Source organism: Psychrobacillus sp. FSL K6-1415 (genome assembly GCF_038003185.1).
Classification (GTDB): Bacteria; Bacillota; Bacilli; order Bacillales_A; family Planococcaceae; genus Psychrobacillus; species Psychrobacillus psychrodurans.
Map to the genome: position 1 here is coordinate 2,617,280 of NZ_JBBOOQ010000001.1, position 21,194 is coordinate 2,638,473.

General features: G+C 36.5%; 27 protein-coding genes and 1 other annotated feature. Of the genes, 1 reads left to right on the top strand and 26 read right to left on the bottom strand.

Translation table 11 applies throughout. From position 1 onward, the window contains the following. Positions 1-3: 3 nt before the first annotated feature. The 4 genes from ruvB to safA all read right to left on the bottom strand — a co-directional run bounded on the left by ruvB (position 4) and on the right by safA (position 3,353). Positions 4-1,017: a Holliday junction branch migration DNA helicase RuvB gene (gene ruvB, locus MKY60_RS12380; protein ID WP_241596643.1), complete on the bottom strand. Its 1,014-nt coding sequence runs from the start codon at positions 1,015-1,017 to the stop codon at positions 4-6. Positions 1,018-1,040: 23 nt separating this feature from the next. Next, the gene (ruvA, locus tag MKY60_RS12385) at positions 1,041-1,661 is read right to left on the bottom strand and encodes a Holliday junction branch migration protein RuvA (RefSeq protein WP_093496538.1); all 621 of its coding nucleotides are present in this window, start codon (positions 1,659-1,661) and stop codon (positions 1,041-1,043) included. 93 nt (positions 1,662-1,754) lie between these two features. Beyond that, a complete protein-coding gene (locus MKY60_RS12390) occupies positions 1,755-2,603 on the bottom strand; it encodes a hypothetical protein (RefSeq protein ID WP_093496537.1) in 849 nt (282 codons plus the stop codon). A gap of 3 nt (positions 2,604-2,606) precedes the next feature. After that, positions 2,607-3,353: a SafA/ExsA family spore coat assembly protein gene (safA, locus tag MKY60_RS12395; RefSeq protein WP_340930010.1), complete on the bottom strand. Its 747-nt coding sequence runs from the start codon at positions 3,351-3,353 to the stop codon at positions 2,607-2,609. 136 nt (positions 3,354-3,489) lie between these two features. Between safA and MKY60_RS12400 the strand changes: the two genes are divergently transcribed. Further along, positions 3,490-4,020 carry a transcription repressor NadR gene (locus MKY60_RS12400; RefSeq protein WP_241596648.1) on the top strand — a complete coding sequence of 177 codons (531 nt, stop codon included), beginning with the start codon at positions 3,490-3,492 and terminating at the stop codon, positions 4,018-4,020. A 594-nt stretch (positions 4,021-4,614) separates the two neighbouring features. On the opposite strand, the gene pheA is transcribed toward MKY60_RS12400, so the two are convergent. From pheA to MKY60_RS12510, 22 genes are all read right to left on the bottom strand, one after another. Next, the gene (gene pheA, locus MKY60_RS12405; protein WP_241596650.1) at positions 4,615-5,493 is read right to left on the bottom strand and encodes a prephenate dehydratase; all 879 of its coding nucleotides are present in this window, start codon (positions 5,491-5,493) and stop codon (positions 4,615-4,617) included. Between the two features lie 62 nt (positions 5,494-5,555). Continuing rightward, entirely contained in the window at positions 5,556-6,011 is a 456-nt protein-coding gene (locus tag MKY60_RS12410; protein ID WP_090563997.1) for an ACT domain-containing protein, read from the bottom strand. An 18-nt stretch (positions 6,012-6,029) separates the two neighbouring features. Further along, the gene (obgE, locus tag MKY60_RS12415) at positions 6,030-7,319 is read right to left on the bottom strand and encodes a GTPase ObgE (RefSeq protein WP_090563999.1); all 1,290 of its coding nucleotides are present in this window, start codon (positions 7,317-7,319) and stop codon (positions 6,030-6,032) included. Between the two features lie 5 nt (positions 7,320-7,324). After that, a complete protein-coding gene (locus tag MKY60_RS12420) occupies positions 7,325-7,858 on the bottom strand; it encodes a Spo0B domain-containing protein (protein ID WP_090564001.1) in 534 nt (177 codons plus the stop codon). A gap of 216 nt (positions 7,859-8,074) precedes the next feature. Then, entirely contained in the window at positions 8,075-8,365 is a 291-nt protein-coding gene (rpmA, locus tag MKY60_RS12425) for a 50S ribosomal protein L27 (RefSeq protein ID WP_090564003.1), read from the bottom strand. Positions 8,366-8,377: 12 nt separating this feature from the next. Then, positions 8,378-8,713, bottom strand: a complete 336-nt coding sequence (locus MKY60_RS12430; RefSeq protein WP_340930012.1) for a ribosomal-processing cysteine protease Prp — start codon at positions 8,711-8,713, stop codon at positions 8,378-8,380. A gap of 1 nt (position 8,714) precedes the next feature. Continuing rightward, complete coding sequence (gene rplU, locus MKY60_RS12435; RefSeq protein ID WP_090564007.1) at positions 8,715-9,023, bottom strand: 50S ribosomal protein L21; 309 nt, start codon at positions 9,021-9,023, stop codon at positions 8,715-8,717. Between the two features lie 12 nt (positions 9,024-9,035). Then, positions 9,036-9,114, bottom strand: a sequence feature (ribosomal protein L21 leader region). A gap of 51 nt (positions 9,115-9,165) precedes the next feature. After that, complete coding sequence (locus MKY60_RS12440; RefSeq protein ID WP_090564009.1) at positions 9,166-9,762, bottom strand: site-2 protease family protein; 597 nt, start codon at positions 9,760-9,762, stop codon at positions 9,166-9,168. Next, a complete protein-coding gene (locus tag MKY60_RS12445; RefSeq protein ID WP_090564010.1) occupies positions 9,755-10,300 on the bottom strand; it encodes a peptidoglycan DD-metalloendopeptidase family protein in 546 nt (181 codons plus the stop codon). Before MKY60_RS12445 ends, MKY60_RS12440 begins: the two co-directional genes overlap by 8 nt. A 1,007-nt stretch (positions 10,301-11,307) precedes the next feature. Further along, positions 11,308-12,108: a septum site-determining protein MinD gene (gene minD / locus MKY60_RS12450; protein WP_090564012.1), complete on the bottom strand. Its 801-nt coding sequence runs from the start codon at positions 12,106-12,108 to the stop codon at positions 11,308-11,310. Position 12,109: 1 nt separating this feature from the next. Beyond that, complete coding sequence (minC, locus tag MKY60_RS12455) at positions 12,110-12,781, bottom strand: septum site-determining protein MinC (protein WP_090564014.1); 672 nt, start codon at positions 12,779-12,781, stop codon at positions 12,110-12,112. Between the two features lie 35 nt (positions 12,782-12,816). Continuing rightward, positions 12,817-13,344, bottom strand: a complete 528-nt coding sequence (gene mreD / locus MKY60_RS12460) for a rod shape-determining protein MreD (protein WP_090564016.1) — start codon at positions 13,342-13,344, stop codon at positions 12,817-12,819. Beyond that, complete coding sequence (gene mreC, locus MKY60_RS12465) at positions 13,341-14,243, bottom strand: rod shape-determining protein MreC (protein ID WP_090564018.1); 903 nt, start codon at positions 14,241-14,243, stop codon at positions 13,341-13,343. Before mreC ends, mreD begins: the two co-directional genes overlap by 4 nt. Positions 14,244-14,256: 13 nt before the next feature. Continuing rightward, positions 14,257-15,276 carry a rod shape-determining protein gene (locus MKY60_RS12470; RefSeq protein WP_090564020.1) on the bottom strand — a complete coding sequence of 340 codons (1,020 nt, stop codon included), beginning with the start codon at positions 15,274-15,276 and terminating at the stop codon, positions 14,257-14,259. A gap of 95 nt (positions 15,277-15,371) precedes the next feature. Next, positions 15,372-16,070, bottom strand: a complete 699-nt coding sequence (gene radC / locus MKY60_RS12475; RefSeq protein WP_093496527.1) for a RadC family protein — start codon at positions 16,068-16,070, stop codon at positions 15,372-15,374. After that, positions 16,067-16,669: a Maf family protein gene (locus MKY60_RS12480; RefSeq protein ID WP_340930013.1), complete on the bottom strand. Its 603-nt coding sequence runs from the start codon at positions 16,667-16,669 to the stop codon at positions 16,067-16,069. Before MKY60_RS12480 ends, radC begins: the two co-directional genes overlap by 4 nt. 94 nt (positions 16,670-16,763) lie before the next feature. Then, positions 16,764-17,405 carry a hypothetical protein gene (locus MKY60_RS12485; protein ID WP_340930014.1) on the bottom strand — a complete coding sequence of 214 codons (642 nt, stop codon included), beginning with the start codon at positions 17,403-17,405 and terminating at the stop codon, positions 16,764-16,766. Between the two features lie 85 nt (positions 17,406-17,490). Next, positions 17,491-18,246 carry a prepilin peptidase gene (locus MKY60_RS12490; protein ID WP_340930015.1) on the bottom strand — a complete coding sequence of 252 codons (756 nt, stop codon included), beginning with the start codon at positions 18,244-18,246 and terminating at the stop codon, positions 17,491-17,493. A gap of 18 nt (positions 18,247-18,264) precedes the next feature. Then, complete coding sequence (locus MKY60_RS12495; protein WP_340930016.1) at positions 18,265-18,954, bottom strand: potassium transporter; 690 nt, start codon at positions 18,952-18,954, stop codon at positions 18,265-18,267. Next, positions 18,951-19,538: a hypothetical protein gene (locus tag MKY60_RS12500; protein WP_340930017.1), complete on the bottom strand. Its 588-nt coding sequence runs from the start codon at positions 19,536-19,538 to the stop codon at positions 18,951-18,953. Before MKY60_RS12500 ends, MKY60_RS12495 begins: the two co-directional genes overlap by 4 nt. Before the next feature lie 2 nt (positions 19,539-19,540). Next, positions 19,541-20,509, bottom strand: a complete 969-nt coding sequence (gene pilM / locus MKY60_RS12505) for a type IV pilus biogenesis protein PilM (RefSeq protein ID WP_340930018.1) — start codon at positions 20,507-20,509, stop codon at positions 19,541-19,543. 148 nt (positions 20,510-20,657) lie between these two features. Next, a complete protein-coding gene (locus tag MKY60_RS12510) occupies positions 20,658-21,194 on the bottom strand; it encodes a prepilin-type N-terminal cleavage/methylation domain-containing protein (RefSeq protein ID WP_340930019.1) in 537 nt (178 codons plus the stop codon).

Below are 21,194 nucleotides of genomic sequence, written 5' to 3' on the forward strand. Positions count from 1 at the left end.
CCTTTATAATTCTTTTCTTTCCACTGGCAATGGAATACCGAAATGTTCATAAGCAAGTGGGGTAACAATTCTTCCTCTAGGCGAACGTTGGATAAATCCAATTTGCAGCAGGTACGGTTCATACACATCTTCAATTGTAGTAGATTCTTCTCCAATACTAGCTGCAATGGTATCTAATCCAACAGGGCCACCTCTAAATCGTTCAATCATGGACAAAATTAGTTTATGGTCTATATGATCTAATCCACGTGGATCTACTTGAAGCAACTCCAATGCTTCATTAGCAATATCAAGAGAGATATGCCCATTTCCACGAACCTGTGCATAATCACGTACTCTTTTTAACAAACGGTTAGCAATACGTGGAGTACCTCTAGATCTTCTAGCGATTTCTCCAGCAGATTCGTGGTCAATGGATGCATTAAATAACTCTGAACTACGTGCCACAATGGAGGTTAATGCATCTTCATCATAATAATCTAGTCGCAGTAATACTCCAAAGCGATCACGTAAAGGTGCAGATAATGCACCTGCCCTAGTAGTCGCACCTATTAAGGTAAACGGTGGGAGGTCAAGACGCACACTTCTGGCAGCAGGACCTTTTCCTACTACGATATCCAAGCAAAAGTCTTCCATAGCAGGATAAAGTACTTCCTCGATGGATCGATTCAACCGATGAATTTCGTCTATAAACAATACATCTCCAGGCTCCAAAGAACTAACAATTGCAGCTAGGTCACCTGGACGCTCGATAGCAGGGCCACTTGTCATTCGAATTTGTACGTCCATTTCATTTGCAATTACAGCAGCAAGTGTTGTTTTTCCAAGTCCAGGAGGTCCGTACAAAAGACAGTGATCTAAACTTTCACTTCTCATTTTAGCTGCTTCGATGAATATCTCTAAATTATGTTTAATTTTATCTTGCCCAATATATTGCTGTAAAAACTGAGGACGAAGAGATTGTTCGAAAGGTTCGTCAAAATTGGAAATTTCGCTTGAAATGACACGTTCATCCATAGCTAGAACCTCCTTTCTTATGTTTATTTACCTAAAAATAATAACTGTAAGGCTTTTTTCATAAATTGATCGGTTGTTTGAAGTCCAGCATCTGCTTTAAGTAATGGACGAATTTTAGCTAATTCTCTTTCTGAATAGCCTAAAGCTGTTAATGCTAGCATTGCCTCTTCTAGTTCATGATCGGATTCCCCATTGTCAAATAAGTTAGGTCCATCGTCTTCGAATTCCAGTTCTTCAAAATCTATTAAATCATTTAGTTTTCCTTTTAAATCTAATATCATTTGACGAGCAGTTTTCTTTCCTACCCCAGGAAATTTCACTAAAAATGTTTCGTCTTCTCTCTCTATTGCTTGAATAACATGAGTCGGCTCACCACTTGCTAATATAGCCAAAGCACCTTTGGGACCGATTCCGGAAACTAAAATGAGCTTTCGAAATAACTCCCTCTGTGAAAGCGTTGGAAATCCCATTAGCTGTTGTGCATCCTCACGTACATGAAAATGCGTATATACTTGGACCATTTCCTCACTTTTTCTGAAGGCAAATGGATTTGGTGTAAATAGTTGATAACCAATCCCCTGCTGTTCTACTACTACGTATTCTGGTGTTACTCGAGTTACTTGTCCTTTTATGTAATCATACATCCTTTAAATCCCTCGCAATTCATACTATTATTATAGCATAACAAACAAAGATGGCCGCTCAAAGCACGAGCGACCAACTCCTTAAAAGTACGATTATAATTTACTTAAAGTATAGCATAAATTGGGCCATTCTGTTAGTGCTTTATTCGTATAGGGTATTAACTGATCGATAAATTTTTGTTTACGCTCTTTTGGTAATGAGTACGCGTACAGCCACTCTCGGTATAGCTCATTTGGATACATCATCGCTTCTTTGTATCGCCGAACTACTTTTTCAAGATGTGGAAATTCTGAGATAAGCAACAAAATATCATAATCAATTTCCGGAAGTACTCGGTGCATCCATAGAATATTTTCCATTTCTCTTGGACCGATCACAGCCAAATCAAAATCAATTATTTTATAATCAGAACTATCCGATAAAAAGTTATGGTGAACAACATCTCCATGCAGCAGGGTACGTTTCTCCATATTAAATGGTTTCATATTACGTAATGCAACATCACCACAAAGTAATAATAATTTTGTCTGATTACATCCTATATGCGACTCGATGAAAAAAGAAATTTCATTCATCTTCCATTTCCGATTCTGCCATTTAGAAATAAGATTAAAAGAATAAAATAAATTACTATCTTCCCAGTCAACTATATTATTGGTCTCATGAATCTGACTTAGAAGAGAGTAGACTGCTTTTCTATCTTCTTTAAAACGATAGGAAACTGTGTGAGTCCCCTTATACCACGGTTGAATAATAAAATCTTCTTGTGTCGATTCAATAATTGGAAGTATAAAAGGTTTATCGATGTATTCTAATTCTTTATGAATTAGGCGAATTTTTTCCGCCTGTTCAACGGTTGGATACTTTTTTACAGAGAATATGCCGTTTTCATTTTTCCATTTCCATACATTTTTCTTAATTTGTCGTATATACGTACTCACGTTTTAATAATGTGGATAGGGATATGGAGGACATGGATATACAGGAACATAACATATCTGTATACAAGGACATCCTCCGAAATCTGCTTGGTGCTGCATGTATGGAAACTGGTGAACTGGTGGTGGACACGGATACATTGTCGGGAATGTAGGTGAAGCATCCTCAGTTATCGGACTAGTTAGCTGCGGTGTTGGTTGAATTGGTTGTGGTTGTACGGGTGGTGGTGTTGGTTGTGCAACTGGTGTTTTATCCACATTTATATCATAATTCTCGATATGGTTATGAATGTGAATAGAAGTGGACTCCATTAATCTCCAACCTTGTGGTGATGGGGTCGTATCAATATCAGGGACAGGCATCATATGAAATGGGAATGTATAGGATGGTGATGGTTGCACAGGTTGTTTTGGCTGCTGATACGTAGGTGGTGCTGGTGCTGGTGGTGGTGTTGGCATTACTGGTGGCGCTGGTTTTGTTTTCGTTTTGTCGATTGGTTGCGGGATTTTTACTTCCTCCTTTTTCACCATTTCATTTTTGACCATCTCTTTCTTCACTGGTCTATTGTCACTGTATGGATGTGTTGTCGACTCCATTTTTTTCGAATTCGGAATAAAGATTTTCATACCTGGCACAATATATTCCGGATTAGCTAGATGCGCATTTACTTTCTTTAATTCCTCAAAAGAAACACCATAATTCCTGGAAATTTTCCACAAAGTGTCCCCTTTAACAACAATATGAGTTTGCACGGTCTTCCTCCTTCCTTCTCCTTTAAATTATGTGTAGTATCTTAAAATGGTCACAGATTTTAAACAAACAACCACCCCTTCATGTTAAACTTATGAATAGGAACCAAGTCATTATGCAAGTTCGGAGGGGTTAATCTTGAAAAAGTTAAAAGGCGGGGATCGTAGGGATTGGATTTTTTCCTATTTAAAGCAGCAACAGGCACCTGTGACTGGCACTGAGTTAGCAAAACTTACTAATGTTAGCAGGCAGGTTATTGTTAATGATATAACATTATTAAAAGCAATGAATGCCTCAATTATGTCCACCAGTCAAGGCTATATTGTACTGTCTGATAAAGAAGGTACTTCATATATTCAAAGACGAGTCGCTTGCAATCATCAATCCATTCACTCTGAGGACGAGCTTCTAACCTTAGTTGATGCTGGAGTCACTGTAGAAAACGTTACCATTGAACACCCTGTTTATGGAGAAATCACGTCCTCTATCATGGTTGCCAATCGACACGACGTTGAAATGTTTTTAAAGAAGGTCCGAGATACGGATGCTCCATTTTTATTGGAACTTACTGCTGGAATTCATTTGCATTTATTATCCGCGCCAACTGAAGAAATTTTAAATAGGGGTATTAGTGCAATTAGGGAAAAGGGTTATTTGATGGAAGGATAATTTCTTCATGTACTATCGTAAAAAGAAAAGATAAAAAATCCTTTAAGAAAATAAACCTGTTTCTATTGTTTTCGAAGGGCTTTGGATAGACGTGTGTGCTATATTATTATCAAGTAAATTTTTAGTGATAAAGGTTGTGACTTCAATCACAACCTTTATCACTTTTTTCGGTAATCTTATGGCGTTTGTCTTTCCTTCCCCTTTCTATAACACTAAGAAACAGGTCATTGCGTTTTTGGATAACTAGGGAAAATACACTATTCTATATAATGAGCAAGATCTCGAAGATACTATTTTCGTTCGCAATAAGGCTTCATTATGGTAAAAACACTTTCTGTCTCTCTTTATTTCCACGAGTGGAAATGGAGGTCTGCTGTCTTCATCTATTAATGGATAATAGCATATATAATTCAAAAGAGGTTACAAATAATTTGATCCTAACACAACGATGCATTAGCAACGGCGATAGCTCATCGCACCCTGCGGAAGGTGCACCTGAACCCGAAATCACTACTATTATTTAAAGTCACATGAAACAGTATTCACGGGAACTTATTATATACTTTTTTCAAACAAAAAACGAAGCGAATCCATTTATGAACGGATTGCTTCTTTTTTTGTTTCGTATGTATAATACGAACCTAATGATTTCACACCACAGCCCAGTGCCTTTAACTCTTCCATTGCACCAACCATCATTGGCATCTTTTCGTCCTCTAGAACATCCATGATAAAGAAATAATGCCCTAGACCTGTTTTTAATGGTCTTGACTCAATTTTACTTAAATTGAGCTGTCTCCACGCAAAAACGGAAAGCACCTGATGTAAGGCTCCGGAACGATCGTCTTTAGGTAAGGTGATCATGACAGTTGTTTTCACTTGATCTGTATGACCTTCTTGCTCGATATAATAATTCTTTTTAGAAATCACAAAAAATCGTGTGTGATTAAATTGAAAATCATGTATGTTTTGTTCGACAATTTTCAAACCATATTCTGATGCAGCGGAAGTATTTCCAATCGCAGCTATACATAAGTCTTCGTTTTCAGAAACGTATTTTGCTGCTGCAGCGGTAGAAGATGATTGCTCTAACGGTACTTTACCAAATCGGTAAAACAAATATTTGTGGCATTGTGCCAAAGCATGCGGATGGGAGTAAACGGTTGTCATGTTTTCCCATCGCCCCGCATTATTTGGATGGACCATCAAATGCTGTTCGATTGGAGATAATAGCTCTGCAATAACGTACAGCTCTGCCTCATGGAATAAATAATCTATCGTTAACGGAACTGTGCCCTCTAAAGCATTTTCCAAAGGAACTACTGCTATATCTACTTCACCATTTGCAACAGCTTCAATGCATTCAGGTATAGTACGAATTGGCACTAACACCTCTTGTTGAAATAATGACTTAGTTGCTAAATGTGTAAAAGAAGCTTCTGGCCCTAGAAAAGCAACCTGTTTGGTTTTCATTAGAAATACCTCCCCATTGTCTGGCTCCAGCAACTTCTCCTTCTCAAGCGCTGGAACTTCTCTTATAAAGCACCAGAGCTAATTACTTCTGCAGATTCCACAAAGTCCAGTCGCTTCATTTCATTTATAAATTCTTCTAATTCCTTGTTCATCGCTGTTACATCGAGTGACAAAGTTACACTAGCTCTGCCTTGAATCGGTATCGTTTGATGGATCGTCAATACATTACATGTAGATTCAGCAACCAATTGCAATAGTCTAGCAAGTGTCCCTTCTCTATCCTCTAATTGTAGAAATACAGTTAAAATCCGTTCTTGAACAATCGAATGAAAAGGAAAAACCGCATCACGATATTTATAAAAAGCACTTCTAGAGAGGTCTACTTCTTTTACTGCATCCCATATCGAAGATGCCTTCCCAGATTGCAAGAGGTGTTTTGCTTCCAAGGTTTTTTGCATCGCCTCTGTCAGCACATCCTCCCGGACTAAAAAAAATCGCTGGCTTGTCACATCTTTCATGCGGTTCCCTACTTTCTACTATTCGATAAATTCAAATTCAAATTTCAATAATCGTACTGTATCCCCATCTTTAGCTCCACGCTGACGAAGGGCATCATCAATACCCATTCCACGTAGCTGTCTAGAGAATCTACGGATAGAATCCTCTCTGCTAAAGTCAGTCATTTTAAATAATCTTTCAACTGATCCACCAGCAAGTACGAAGGCTCCATCATCATCTCTTGAAATTGTGAAATCTTCTTGTTTAGCTTGATACTTGTACATTACAGATGTTTCTGTTTCTTCTTCCATCAATTCCTCTAGTGGGAATTCAGGCGCAACCTCTAACATATCGGCTACAGCAAATAATAACTCTTGTAAACCTTGACGAGAAATTGCTGAAATCGGGAATACTTTCATATCAGATCCGACTTTTTCTTTAAATGCTTTTAAATTTTCTTCAGAATCTGGCATGTCCATTTTATTGGCTACAATAATTTGAGGTCTTTCCGTTAAACGAAGATTATATTGTTTTAACTCCTCGTTAATAGTCAAATAATCCTCGTAAGGATCACGACCTTCCATACCAGACATATCAATGACATGTACAATTACACGCGTACGCTCGATATGACGTAAGAATTGGTGACCAAGCCCTACACCTTCATGTGCACCTTCGATTAGTCCTGGTAGATCCGCCATCGCAAAACTACGATGATCTTCAGTTTCCACCATTCCAAGGTTCGGTACAATTGTAGTAAAATGGTATGGAGCAATTTTAGGTTTAGCTGCTGATACAACGGATAATAACGTGGATTTTCCGACACTTGGGAATCCAACTAGACCGACGTCCGCTAATACTTTTAGCTCTAACTCCACATTTAACTCGAAACCTGGCTCTCCTTTTTCAGATAGCTCTGGAGCCGGATTAGCTGGTGTTGCGAAACGAGAGTTTCCTCTACCGCCACGACCACCTCTTGCAATTACGGCTTTTTGGCCATGCTCAACTAAATCTGCAATTACTTCCCCAGTTTCTTCATTTTTAACTACTGTTCCAGGTGGTACTTTAATGATTAAATCATCTGCATTGGCACCATGCATATTCTTACTACCGCCATGTACTCCTCTATCAGCTTTAAAAATTCTCTTATAGCGGAAATCCATTAATGTACGAAGACCTTCTTCTACCTCGAAGATAACGTCGCCACCATTTCCTCCGTCGCCACCTGCTGGGCCTCCTAAAGGAACATACTTTTCACGTCGGAATCCAACCATACCATCTCCGCCGTCGCCACCTTTGACATATACTTTCACGTGATCAACAAACATTTACCTCACTCCAATCTTCCACTTGCAATTAGTTTTACTTTTATCGAATTGTCGGTAGTTTCTAATATATGCAGTTGAAATAACTCTCCTGTTAATTCATCCTGCCACTTATTATTAGACCAATCTCCCCGAATATCTATTAGTATTTCCAAAAATTCATCTGAAATGATATGAACTTTCAGTAACTGCTCTTGATATCCTCTAAAATGTGGGTAAATAGCTTGCACAAATCTATTTAGATAATCTTTTAAAGCATCATCGTATTTTTCTGCTTTTCTATTTAGAAGAGATGTTTGAACATCTAAAGTTAATTGATTATATTTAATACCAAACGTTTGTAACCATTCATTTGTTTTATATAAGCCAATATTATTTATATCAAAAAATTGATTGCATTTTTGGGAATACTTTTGTATTAAAGCCCTAGCTTCCTCTGGCTTTCCCATATCTAAGTTCATCTGTAATATATGCATATTATTTAAAAAATCATGCATTGTATGACGAAGTACTTCATTTAGTGTAATTTCGCTATGATCCATATTAGACACATCCCAACATTTACTATCTTTACTAGTATAACAGGAATAGTTCTATTTTGCTTTTAGAGTATATCTTACTTATATGAAATTTTTGAAATAACAAAAGCACTGGAGTATAGACGGAGAATTACATGGGAAAAGTTATCTATATGCCATAAATTAAAATTTCCTAAGAAATCAAAAAGGACTGCATAAATGCAGTCCTTTTATTATTCATTAAGCTTCTTGAGCTACAGGATATACACTTACTTTTTTCTTGTCGCGGCCGAAACGCTCAAAGCGCACTACACCGTCAACTTTCGCAAAAAGTGTGTCATCTCCACCACGTCCAACGTTTTCACCTGGATGAATTTTAGTCCCGCGTTGACGGTATAAAATTGATCCACCTGATACGAATTGTCCGTCAGCACGTTTAGCGCCTAGACGTTTCGATTGAGAGTCACGACCGTTACGAGTCGAACCTACTCCTTTTTTGGATGCGAAAAACTGAAGATTTAATTTTAACATATGTTCCACCTCCTACTTTTTGAAGGTTATTTTTATATACTTGGCATAATCTTGCTCAATCGTTTGTAAAGAAACAATCATCGCTTCTAAAATTAGCTGTATTTGAGCAGCCTTTTCTAAATTTGATATGCTTGGAACCTCGACATATAAATAGCCTCCGTCCCCTTTTTGCTTAATAACGGGCGTGATTTCCGTAAGTGCGATTACAGCATTAACTGCACCAAAGGATACAGCAGAAGCTCCTGCACATACTAAATCTTTTCCGTGTTCCGCAAAATCAGCATGGCCTTTCATCTCGAAAGAATGAATATGACCCGATTGGTCTTTTGTTATAGTCACTTTAATCATCTTATAAACTAATAGATTCTACTACTAATTTAGTGTATGGCTGTCTGTGACCTTGTTTTTTGTGATAGTTCTTTTTCGCTTTGTATTTGAAGACTGTAATTTTTTTAGCTTTGCCATTTTTTACAACTTTCGCTGTAACTTTAGCACCTTCCACGAATGGAGCGCCAACTTTAACATCTTCTCCACCTACGAATAAAACTTTTTCAAAAGTTACAACTTCATCAGCATTAGCATCTAATTTTTCAATGTAGATTTCTTGCCCTTGTTCAACTTTGATTTGTTTACCACCAGTTTCAATAATTGCGTACATACTTGCACCTCCTCTTAGACTAAGACTCGCCTTCCAAAAGGTGATTCGAAACTCGAATACTTGAACCTTTTCAGAGCGGTTGTAGCAACGGGTGCTGCTACAAACAATAACATTAAAATATTATCACACATAAAATTCTTAGTCAAGCACTTTTCGTTATCCAATCAAATGCAAGCTTGTACTTACGAAATCTCCAGTAAGATAAGTTTTGAAAGGCAAGAAACAAAAATATAAGCGTAAAAACCAAACCTTCCGGAAAATAAAAACAACTTATCGTAAAAACGACAACGCAAATACATCCTGAAAAGCCAATCAGCCCCTCATACCTATCAGGAAAAATAGAATGTATGATTCGCCCTCCATCTAAAGGAAAGATTGGCAAGAGATTTAATCCTAAAATAAGAATTTGAGTCATGATAAATATATTAGCCTGTGGAAAATCTACAAGCATACCAAACAAGAGCAAAAGAAGCGTAAAAAATGGTCCACCCAAGATTACACAAACCTGCATTGTTTTCGAAAGCTTAGAGAATTGCTCCATCTTTATTTCGCCGCCATATGGTAAGATAGTGCAAGATTGAACTTTTGCACCCATACATACTGCAATGAATAGATGTCCAAGCTCATGAACCAACAACGAGCTAAACACGAGTGCATACATAGCTATTTCACCGGATAAATAAAAGAAAAGAAAAAATGGAATCATTATAGGGTGGACACGAAATAGTTGTTTATTCATAGGTTACGGCAAGCCACTCAATAAGCTCATCCGTTTCCAACATCTCTCCTTCTTTCTCCACCTGAACATATAGAATTTCATTTTCAATAGTCCCAAAAATGTCTCCCGCATTTACAGTCGTATATGGCAGTTGACTAAACTCATCTACAAAACCGTATGTGGCAGTTTCTCCTGTGTCATATAAAATAGACAACGTTTTACCAGTCTTCTTTCTATAACCAGTAAAGACAATTAGTCCATCTTCAGACGCATACAGATCTTGCGATTTATCAATCGATAAAACTGCACCGTCTTCTAAAGGCTGAATCGATTTATATTCGATTAATGGAGGATTAGATACAGGTGCACTAACACTGATTAATTCATCTGAACGTGTAATCCAAGCAACTACTTGTTTATATATTTCTGTTGGTTTTTGTGGCTCTAATAATAGGCTTGCATAATTGGTTGATAAGGTACTATTTCCCTCTAACTTTGCTAATAAAATAAATGATAATACAAATACAAATGAAAGTACCCATTTTCTTTTCGTAAGCATAACATTCCCCCTAAGAAGAATATATGAAGGACGAGGTTATTTAATGAATATATCCTTTAATTAAGAGTTTCTGAGGAAATAGTTGATATTTCCTTTATAATAAAAGTACAGTTCGCTCTTTAAGGCCAAAACCAGTTTCTAGCGTTTCCGAAGCGCTTTGGACAGACGTTTTTTCTATATGATTACCGAGTGAAGTTCATTACAACCAACCAGCATCCTTTTTCCGGTAAGCTTATGGTGTTTATCTGTACGTCGCCCTTCTACAACGATTAGAAACAGGTAAGAGCGATTTTGTATAACTAGAGAAAAGATACTTTCCTATTCATAGAGATAGCTCCCGAAGATCCAATATCGGGAGCTCTAACGTTACTCTATAGATATATACCAGCTATTTTTAAGTCATATACTGTTTTACTAGGTGAGAAATAGAAAAGAAATGCTGTTTTAAAGATGCTCGATAACATATCCAGAGCCTCTACTTTGCAAGCAATCCTTTTATTCTATATCATTCAAAATACCGGTAACACTGATTTTAAATACTCAAGAAGAATATACATTCTTATATTTAATGATGATTTATTCTTAGTTTATCTTTACTTGCTCCCACTTGCTGCTTACTTGCGGTCTTAAACGTTTTACTCGCTCTAAGCCTATATTTACTTTCGAACAATTACCTTTTACTTGCGGAATGGGTAATTTCACCAAATTACTTTACTAATGCACAGCCTAAATATATAGAATTGAATTACAAAAAAGTTGCTTTCTACTCACTAAGTCGACTGCAATGGTTAGTGTCTTTATATACCCTGCATACTCAACGTGTTTTCCATAATAGCTTGATTTTAATGAATTAATAGTAGGCTAACCACTTAATTGGTTGGAGCGCAAGACGGCGACTCCAGCGGGAGTAATCATTTTTTTAATAATCAATAACCCAGTTTTCACGGTACATATTTGTATACTAAAACAAACCGACTGCATCAAAGTACTGCAGTCGGTCTTCTATATTATTTAGAAAAAATAGATTTAATCTTAGTAAAAACACCTGTTTTAGGAAGGTCCATGGACATTAATGGCACCGATTCACCTAAAATACGACGAGCGATATTACGGTACCCAAGAGCAGCTCTATTTGCCGGATTCATAACGATTGGTTCACCTTTGTTAGATGAAGTAATAACACTTTCATCGTCCGCTATAATTCCTAATAAATCAATGGATAAGTGAGTAGTAATCTCATTTATATCCAGTGCATCTCCATTATTCATCAAATGCTGACGAATTCGATTGATGATTAGCTTTGGTGGATCGATTGTTTCTTCTTGCTCAAGTAACCCAATAATACGATCTGCATCACGTACTGCCGAAATTTCCGGTGTAGTAACTACAATTGCTTTATCCGCACCTGCAATCGCATTTTTATAGCCTTGTTCAATTCCAGCTGGACAATCAATTAAGACATAATCATATTCACGTTTTAACTCTAAAACAAGTTCTTTCATTTGTTCTGGATTTACGGCGTTTTTGTCCACAGTTTGAGCTGCAGGAAGAAGATAAAGTCTATCCTCAAAGCGCTTATCTTTTACTAGCGCTTGATGAATCTTACATCTACCTTCTATAACATCTACTAGATCATAGATAATTCTATTTTCAAGACCAAGAACAACATCCAAGTTACGTAATCCAATATCCGTATCCATTAAACAAACTTTTTTTCCTTGCAGGGCCAATGCAGTTCCAAGGTTAGCTGTTGTTGTCGTTTTACCGACCCCACCTTTACCTGAAGTTATAACGATTGCTTCTCCCACATTAGCTTCCTCCTTTAAATGTTGATAAATTTGGTCTTAACAGACGAAGATCCTGTAATCGATCAATTGCGATTGAACCATTAGTATGTAAATAAGCACATTCCATTTCGGGTTGTTCCGATAGAACCGTCAGCTCATCCGTCATCGTTTCAACCACACTATCGATGATTAAATGCGTGGCTTCTAGCCAAGAAGCAGCTATAACCGCATCTTTGTTACCAGATGATCCTGCATGGGCTATTCCTTTCAGACGACCAAGGACGAAAATATTCCCTCCAGCAACAACTCTTCCATTTGGATTCACATCACCTACAACAACCAAATCCCCCAAAGCAGTAATGACTTGTCCAGACCGAACAATTCCTACATAAGTCTCTGACTGGTTTTCTAGTAATCTTCTATTACAATCTTCTACAGTCATAACTTCACTTTGAATTTTGGTCACACGTAGATGTTCAGTTTGCTGGACGCAAGATATAATTTCTTTCGTCTGTTCATCGTTACAATAACGATAACCTAAATGTAAAAGTACTTCCGCTTGACCTTCAAACCCTTCATCAGAAACCTTTTTTGTTAATTCATCTAAAAGCTCTGCATATGAACACTGATCGTCTAGGCGTAATACAAGGCCCTCTTTCGTTCCTTTAATAAATATTAACTGCTTTTTTGTCAATCAAGTCACCTCAGATTTACTGTTAAATCAACAAGCTATTTTTGAAGCAATAAGGCTTTTTGATTAAACCTATTTAGAAGAATATATTTAAAAGCCCATCCGAACATCAATAAAAATACTGCATTTGCAATCATTGTAGGAATGAGATTATGTTGATAAAAATAAGTAAAGGTCATCGTTTTAATACCGATGAAAGTATAAAATAAGAACAATAATAACTCTACCCCTGCTACTAGAAGCAAGGTTAGAATAGTAGAAACCAATAGATGTTGGTGAATGTATTTAACAGTATAACTAGCAACCAAACACATTAGAGGATAAATAAAAGAATATAATCCAATAATATCAATGAAAAAGACATCATACAAGAGCCCAAAAAACAATCCATAGAGCATTGCGCGTTTTCGGTCATAATAGATGGCTACAAAGATCAGATAAATGATAAGAAAACGTGGAACTAATACGTAAAAATCACTATTCAATTCAACGGGAGAAAAAAGACCAAAAATCGGTTCTAAATAAAACAATAGAACCGAAATTGCAATAACTAGAAAACGAATCATGAGCCGTCCCCTTCACCTTCTAATAAATCAGCACCTGTATTTCCTCCATCTGTACCATCCACATTAGTAATTGTACGTTTAGAAATAATCACATGATCTAAAATAGAAAAGCTAGCAGCAGGTTTGACATATGCTAATTTAGTTAAGCCATAATCATCCGTTGTGATTTCTGTTACCTCCCCAATCAGAATACCTTTCGGGAAGATACCACCTAGGCCAGAAGTAGTTACTTTTTGACCTACTTTCACTTCATATTCTGAGTCGATTCTTTTTAGTATTAATTCTTTACGCTTTTCATCATATCCTTCAATAAGTCCAAAAACTTCTTCACCTTCAGCAATTACAGCAGAAACCCGATAGTTTGGATTTTGTGTAGATAAAAGTTCCACAGTAGAAGTATAAGGTGTGGTTAATATTACTTTCCCAATTAACCCTTGAGCAGTCATTACTGCCATATTTTCCATTACTCCATGAATCTCGCCTTTATCAACTATTATTTTTTCTTCCCATTGATCGGGATTTCTAGCGATTACAGTCGATTGAATAGGATTATACGCACGAAGATTCTCTTCCTTATCGACTATTTTGCGAAGCTCATCATTTTCAAGACGCAGATCATTTACGGAGGCTTGTAGTGTTACATAATCTTCTAATCTTACTTTTAATCGTTTATTTTCATCATATGTATTAAGTAAAGATTCTACATTATCAAAAACACCCGTTATATACTGGGTCGGTTTGGAAAACATAGATTGTCCAAAACCGACCACATCTTTTATCAGCTGTTCAGGCAGGGATGCATGATTTCGATCTCGCAAAGAAAAGCTGATGAGCGCCACAAGAAAAATCATCCCTACAAGCAGCAATATTAATCGCTTATTCGAAAAAAATTGTGGCATATCACACTTCTCCTTATTGTTTTGTTTGTTGACGTTTCAATATATTCATATGATCTAACGCTTTCCCAGTACCAATTGCGACACAATCTAGAGGATCTTCCGCAATAAATACAGGCATATTCGTTTGTTCACTGATAACTTTATCTAGGTTTTTCAGTAAAGCACCACCGCCGGTTAACATGATACCTCTCTCCATTACATCCGCAGATAGTTCAGGGGGAGTTTGCTCTAATGTCTTTTTCACTCCATCAATAATGGAAGAAATTGACTCACGTAACGCATTTGAAATTTCTTTTGAGGTAATTTCAATTGTTTTCGGCAATCCAGTAACTAAATCACGTCCGCGAATATCCATTTTATCGATTTGATCGGTTACTCTCGCAGAACCAATTTCAATTTTAATCGCTTCAGCTGTTCGTTCACCAATCGTTAAGTTATACGTTTTTCGTATATATGCAGTAATTGCATGGTCCATTGAATCCCCTGCAACACGAACTGATTCACTTGTAACAATACCGCCTAATGATATAACCGCAACTTCTGTAGTACCTCCACCTATATCAACGACCATACTTCCAGTAGGTTCCCACACAGGTAAATTTGCACCAATTGCAGCCGCAAAAGGCTCCTCTATAGTTAGGGCATCACGTGCGCCTGCTTGCTTAGCAGCGTCAATTACTGCTCGTTGCTCCACAGAAGTAATACCAAATGGCACACAAATCATCACATTTGGTTTGCTCCATGACATTCCAGATGCCTTCATCGCATTTTTTAAATAATATTCAATCATTGCAGAAGTTGTATCAAAATCTGCGATAACTCCATCCTTCATAGGGCGAATCGCAACTATTGAACCTGGCGTACGGCCGATCATATTTTTCGCATCGTTCCCTACAGCAACAATAGCACCGTTTTGTACATTTTTCGCTACAACTGACGGCTCTCTAAGTACAATCCCTTTTCCTTTAATGAAAACTAGCGTATTCGCTGTCCCTAAGTCTATACCCAAATCTCTTGATCCAAATCCAAACACAATTATTTACTCCCTTTCTATCTCAAACAAGTTTTACTTCGTTGTCATAAAGTCATAACTCTCATTATAACTGATAGAACGGAAAATGCACAGTGTCACATATACCCTTTTTCTTTTAGGCTAATAAACTGATGATCACCAATAATAACGTGATCGAGCAATTCTATGCCCATGAGTATACCTGCTTCATATAGTCTTTTAGTCACATCAATATCTTCTGTTGATGGTGTCGGATTGCCGGAGGGATGATTATGAGCACAAATTATCGAGGCAGCTGAACGCTTTACAGCTTCGCGGAAAATTTCTCTTGGATGAACTATAGAAGCATTAAGAGATCCAATAAAAATTGTTTGCTTATGAAGTATTTGGTTTTTGACATTCAAAAAAAGGACGACAAAATGTTCTTGTTTCAGTGAGGTCATATCATGCATTAAGTAAGTAGCGGCATCTTTCGGAGAACGAATCGTAAATTTGTCATCTGTCTTTTGCTGAGAAAGTCTTTTCCCTAACTCAACTGCTGCAAGCAATTGAACGGCTTTCGCTTGTCCAATTCCTTTAACTGCTGTTATTTCTTCGATTGAAGCATTTTTTAGTTCTTGAATTTGTTCAAAGTAATTGAGGACACTGTTTGCGAGATGGAGAACAGACTCCTGCTTCGTACCAGTACGAAGCAGGATTGCAATCAGTTCTTGATTTGATAAACTTGAGGCACCTTGTCTGAGTAGTCGTTCTCTAGGTCGATCAGACACATGAACATCGCGAATCATAAGGGAGTCCGGTAACTTAGAATTCATGAATTCACCACTCGCTCAAGTTCTATCAAACGCAATGACAATAATGCTTTAAACAAACGACTGATTGGAAGTCCAATGACATTATTATAATCTCCCTGAATACTCTCGACGAATAAACCACCCATCGTTTGAATTCCATAAGCTCCAGCTTTATCTAAAGAATCTCCTGTTGCTACATAAGCATCAATTTGACCTTCAGGGAGATCAAAAAACTTTACCGAAGTAGTTTCCGCAAAACTAATCGAACAGCCCTCACCATATATAGCGACACCTGTAGTAACTTGGTGTGTATTTCCAGAAAGTTTTTGTAGAAACTTCTTTGCTTCAGCATTATCTATTGGTTTCATCAATAATTCATCCCCAAAACTCACAATTGTATCTGCGGCAATGACAATTGCTGAAGGATTTTCATTTATTATAGAGGTTGTTTTGCCAATAGCGATGTTCATCGCTACTTTTTCTACACTAAGATTTTCTTCTACTATTTCTGCAGCTCCTGAAGCTTTCACATCAAATGGGATACCAAGTTTACTAAAGAGTTCCTTTCTTCTAGGCGACTCACTAGCTAAGATAAAACTATGATTAGTTGTTAGTTTCAATTTCTATTCCTCCTTTTCAATAGCATACAAAACAATTGAAAATAAGGAAATTGTGTATAAAAAGCAACAATTGAATTTTCACCGCAAATAAGCGTTAAAAATTCAATTTTAGACAATTGTTCGTCGCAACATAATGCGAAAAAATATGTGATCTCATGACAGAAGGAACTTCCGAAAACGCTGATATAGCTTGAACTATTTCCATTAAATCATCTGGATAATCTTCCTTTTTTTCGATAGACTCGAAAAATTTTTTACTTAAATTCTCTTGTTGTATTAACTCCATAACTTTTATTACTTTAGGATCATTACAACTGTCCGTCGAAACATACAAACTCTTTATAAAGGTAGGTAGTACTTCTGCTTCTTGTGTAGGAATAGTTGTAACATATAGATCACTCCAAACAAAAAACTGGTTTTCCACTTGGAAAATGCTCGCTTTTGCAAGGGAAGGCTGTGATCCAATAAAAGCCAACGCACTTTCTTTTGAAGTGAACATGCCGTATTGTTTTGCTTGAAAAGGAAGAGATTTTTCCTCAACTTTCCCTGTGACCTCTACTTTTTTGTCTTCATCTTTTGGTTTCGTTATTTCAGTCTCTTCACTTTCAGCCTTTTTATCATTAGCTAAATTTAATAATAATCCGAACAATAGCACTCCGACAACTCCAATGATCAATCCTTGTATGCCAGCTAATATTACTTTTTTTCTCGTATTATTGCGTCTACCAATTGGCATAGAATCACCTCTTTTTCATAACCTTATCACGAAGATTATAAAAAAAGACGAGACCTATGTCGGCTCGTCCAAAAAAGTTATCGAGTTAAAAAAACAAATTCACATACCAATCGACAAGCATCTCACCGTAAAAATAAGAAATAATAGCTGCTATAGCAATCGATGGTCCAAAAGGAATAGGCGTTTTTCTGCCTTGTTTAGTTCTTCTTAAAGAAATAATACCAACAACCGTACCAATAATAGAAGCTAAAAATAGAGTCAACAAAGTCGGAATCCAGCCCAAAACCAAACCGATAACAAAGAATAATTTAATATCCCCTCCACCCATGCCACCCTTAGACACAACGGCAATCAGGAATAAAACACCAAAACCAACAAACGCCCCGATAATACTATCCCACCAAGGACTAAGTGGTACAAATACTCTTAATACTATTAAAGGAATCAAAAAGAATATTAGGATTTTATCAGGAATTAGCATATATGCAATATCCGACACCGTAATAATGACTAAGAGTGATATAAACAATAGTGCCACTGCTAGTTCCAAAGTAAAACCTAATTGATAGTAAGCAAACGCAAATAGAAGACCTGTGACTAATTCCATCACTGGATATACCCAATGTATCTTCGTCCCACACCCTCGACATTTCCCCTTTAAAAATACGTAGGAAAAGACAGGCACTAAGTCTTTGATCGTTAAGCGGCGATCACAAACCGTACAATGTGAAGGCGGATGAACGATCGATTCCTTTTTCGGAATACGTAAGCCAACTACGTTGAAGAAGGAACCGAAAATTAAACCGTATAAGAAAAACAAGAACATATAGATTATAGTCATTTTAGCTCTCCATTACTTCTATTCATCATGATAGAATGTAGTCAGTTGTATCTTAGCAGCAATGTTATTTACTGCTTCTTTGTCCAAAAGTTGCTCCTCACCTGGAGCCAACAAAGTAATTTGATCGACACGATATATTCGTTTTAAATGCTCAATTTCTTCCACAAACATAACTAATTGATCGTAGTTTTTTGTTAAAATAGAAATATTGAAAGTGATTAATTTTAATTTTTCTGGCAGACTCGCTTCAGCAACAGGTGAAACTGGTGGTTCTTCTGATGGTTCATCAGTTAACACATCCTCACTTTGCGGTTCTGTTTCTGTATTTTCCTCACTCGTCTCAGGTAATAACTGCGCATCCTCTATCGTTCCATCATAATTATTAAACTCGACAGAAAGAATTTTAGATTCACTAAGTAATTCAACTTCTTCTATTGAACGAATAAGTTCATTCAACTCACGAGTCAATGGAACTTGCGTTTTTAAATAGAATGCATTCTCTGTAGAATCGTCCTGTAATTGAGAAGAAGAATATTCTTCCTTCAAAGCAGCAACTTCTCCTTGTAAAACTTCTATACTTACTTCCTTGGACTCCTTTTCATTTTTGAGAGGATGTAGAACAAAATAGTAAACTGCCCCCAATAAAACTACTACAAGAGCAGATATTAATATATATGCAGTTTTTTTGTCACTAACTAATTCGTTCATGGAGTGACACCTCCATTTTCCAAATAAGATTGATTAACAACTAAATTTATTATTGCTGAGTAGCGTGGAATAATCTCAAACCTTTCTTCTATACTTTCTGCAGAATTAGAGAGTTCAAAGTGAGTGACACTCTCTACCTTCACATCTGAAAAATATTCACTTACTAATAACTTGTCTACGAATTTAGACAAACTCATCATCGTTTCTACATCTATTGTTATATTTATACTCTGGTTCGTAAATTCATATTCGCGAAGATATGTATGTTCTTCCAATAAAGCATTCACTTCTATCAGTAAAGGGCTCACAGGTTTTGAAACACTTTCAGCGAAAGAAACAGAAGTTTGTAAATTCCCTTGCCCGGACATATTTATATCCTTCACCAATTGTGTCAACTCTTCTCTTTCTGCGACTGAGTAAGCTTCTTCAGCTGTAAGAGTTTCTATATCTCCTTTAATAGAAAAATACTGGACAAAAAATAACAGAATTACCGTTATAAATAAAATTAAACCAATAGCAATAATTAAAATAGAATTGGACTTTTGTCGTTCCATTTTAGGCAATAAATTTATTTCTGGAACCATCATCATGCCTCCCTATACACAAGTCCAATGAGTGGAATATGCTTAGATTTTAAATTTGGATGATAGACCTGTACTTGAGAATCATCTATGTGTTTTACTGGTGTAACAAAATTTGCAATCATTTCTGACGCAATATAATCCATTTCAGGTGAATCACCTAAAATAATTATCTCGTCCACTGCTTTCTCCCCTTTATATAGAGAGAAACGATAAAAGTTAAGAATTCGATCTATCTCAGCAATTTGATCAACCAACTGCGACTGGTACTCTTCCAATTGTCCCTCATAACTAAAACTGATTTCATTATTGTCTTCTTTACTTTGCCACTTCTCTTTAAGTGTATCAATTGTTTGATAGCGTAGGAATTCTACTTTTCCTCCAGTGTAAATACTAATAGAAACACCAGATATTGACCATTCTGCGATTAAATAACTCAGTCTTTCTTCCAAACCAACTGTCTTCTCTAGAAAACGAATTGTTGCTAATGACCTAACATCTGCAGTAGTCGGGTTTAGATGCAAATCGTCTAATAAGCCTGCAATTTTATTTACTTCTTCAGAAGGCGCTGCAAACAAGACTGCCTCTCCGTCATCCAGTTTGTAATCATATACATCTATAAGTGGTTGAGAGAAAGGCAAATGTATAGTTCTCCCTAGCTCCATCTCCACATAGCCTTTTAATTTATCGGATGTCACATCGGAAGGATGCTCAAACGTTTTCAGCATAACTGTACTGTCTGGGACAAAGAATCGTACATTATAACGCTTGATACCCCATAATTCTATAAGTGTCTTCAGAGTCTCATATAGTGCCATTTCATCTACTAATATATCGTTTTCAAAAATATCTTTATTTAAAGGGTACTCATAAACGGCTGCTTGCTCGATATCAGAACCAGCCATCACTATAGCTCTTACTATATATTCATTCAAATCTAAAGCCACATAGCGCTTTGTTTTCTTTTTAAACATTTTCTTCTCCCCTATACATAGCTGTAGTTAGTTTTATGGTTCAGGAAATGAAGTATTCATTTGCTCAAAGATAAAACTACGAGACTACAGCAGCGGAGGGCTGCTGTAAATCCATAGTAAAAATACATTAAAATTAAGTAGAAACAGTTTAAGGATTAGTTGGTGTAGTTGTCTTTGGAATTGTTTTATCCCCAGTTTCACTACCTTTTTGTTCATCATCATTAATTATTTTTAATGATGCATCACTGAAGGTTACTTTTTTACTGTTGGAATAAGTTATTGGTTCAGTTTTAATAGTGCTTGGGCTGTCTTTAGTTATAGTGGTATCTAGGGGTATAGTACCTTCAGACTCAAGGTAATTTTCATCTTTTAATATCTTCACCGTTACTGTTGTCTCGTCTTGTTCATCCGTAAAATATAATTGAGCCGAACTTAGTACATTAGTGGCATCTGCTTTAACAGCATTATATCTGCTGTTTTCAATAATATTCCCAATAGCTGGCACTGCAATTGCAGCTACAATTGCAAGGATAACGATTACGGCTAAAAGCTCGATAAGTGTCATACCTTTTTGATTTTTTAATAATTGCTTCATCTTTTTCATATGATTAGCTCCTTTATTTGTCATTTCATTTGATTCATTTGATTCATTTGATTCATTTAGTTCATTCATTTCGTTCATCAT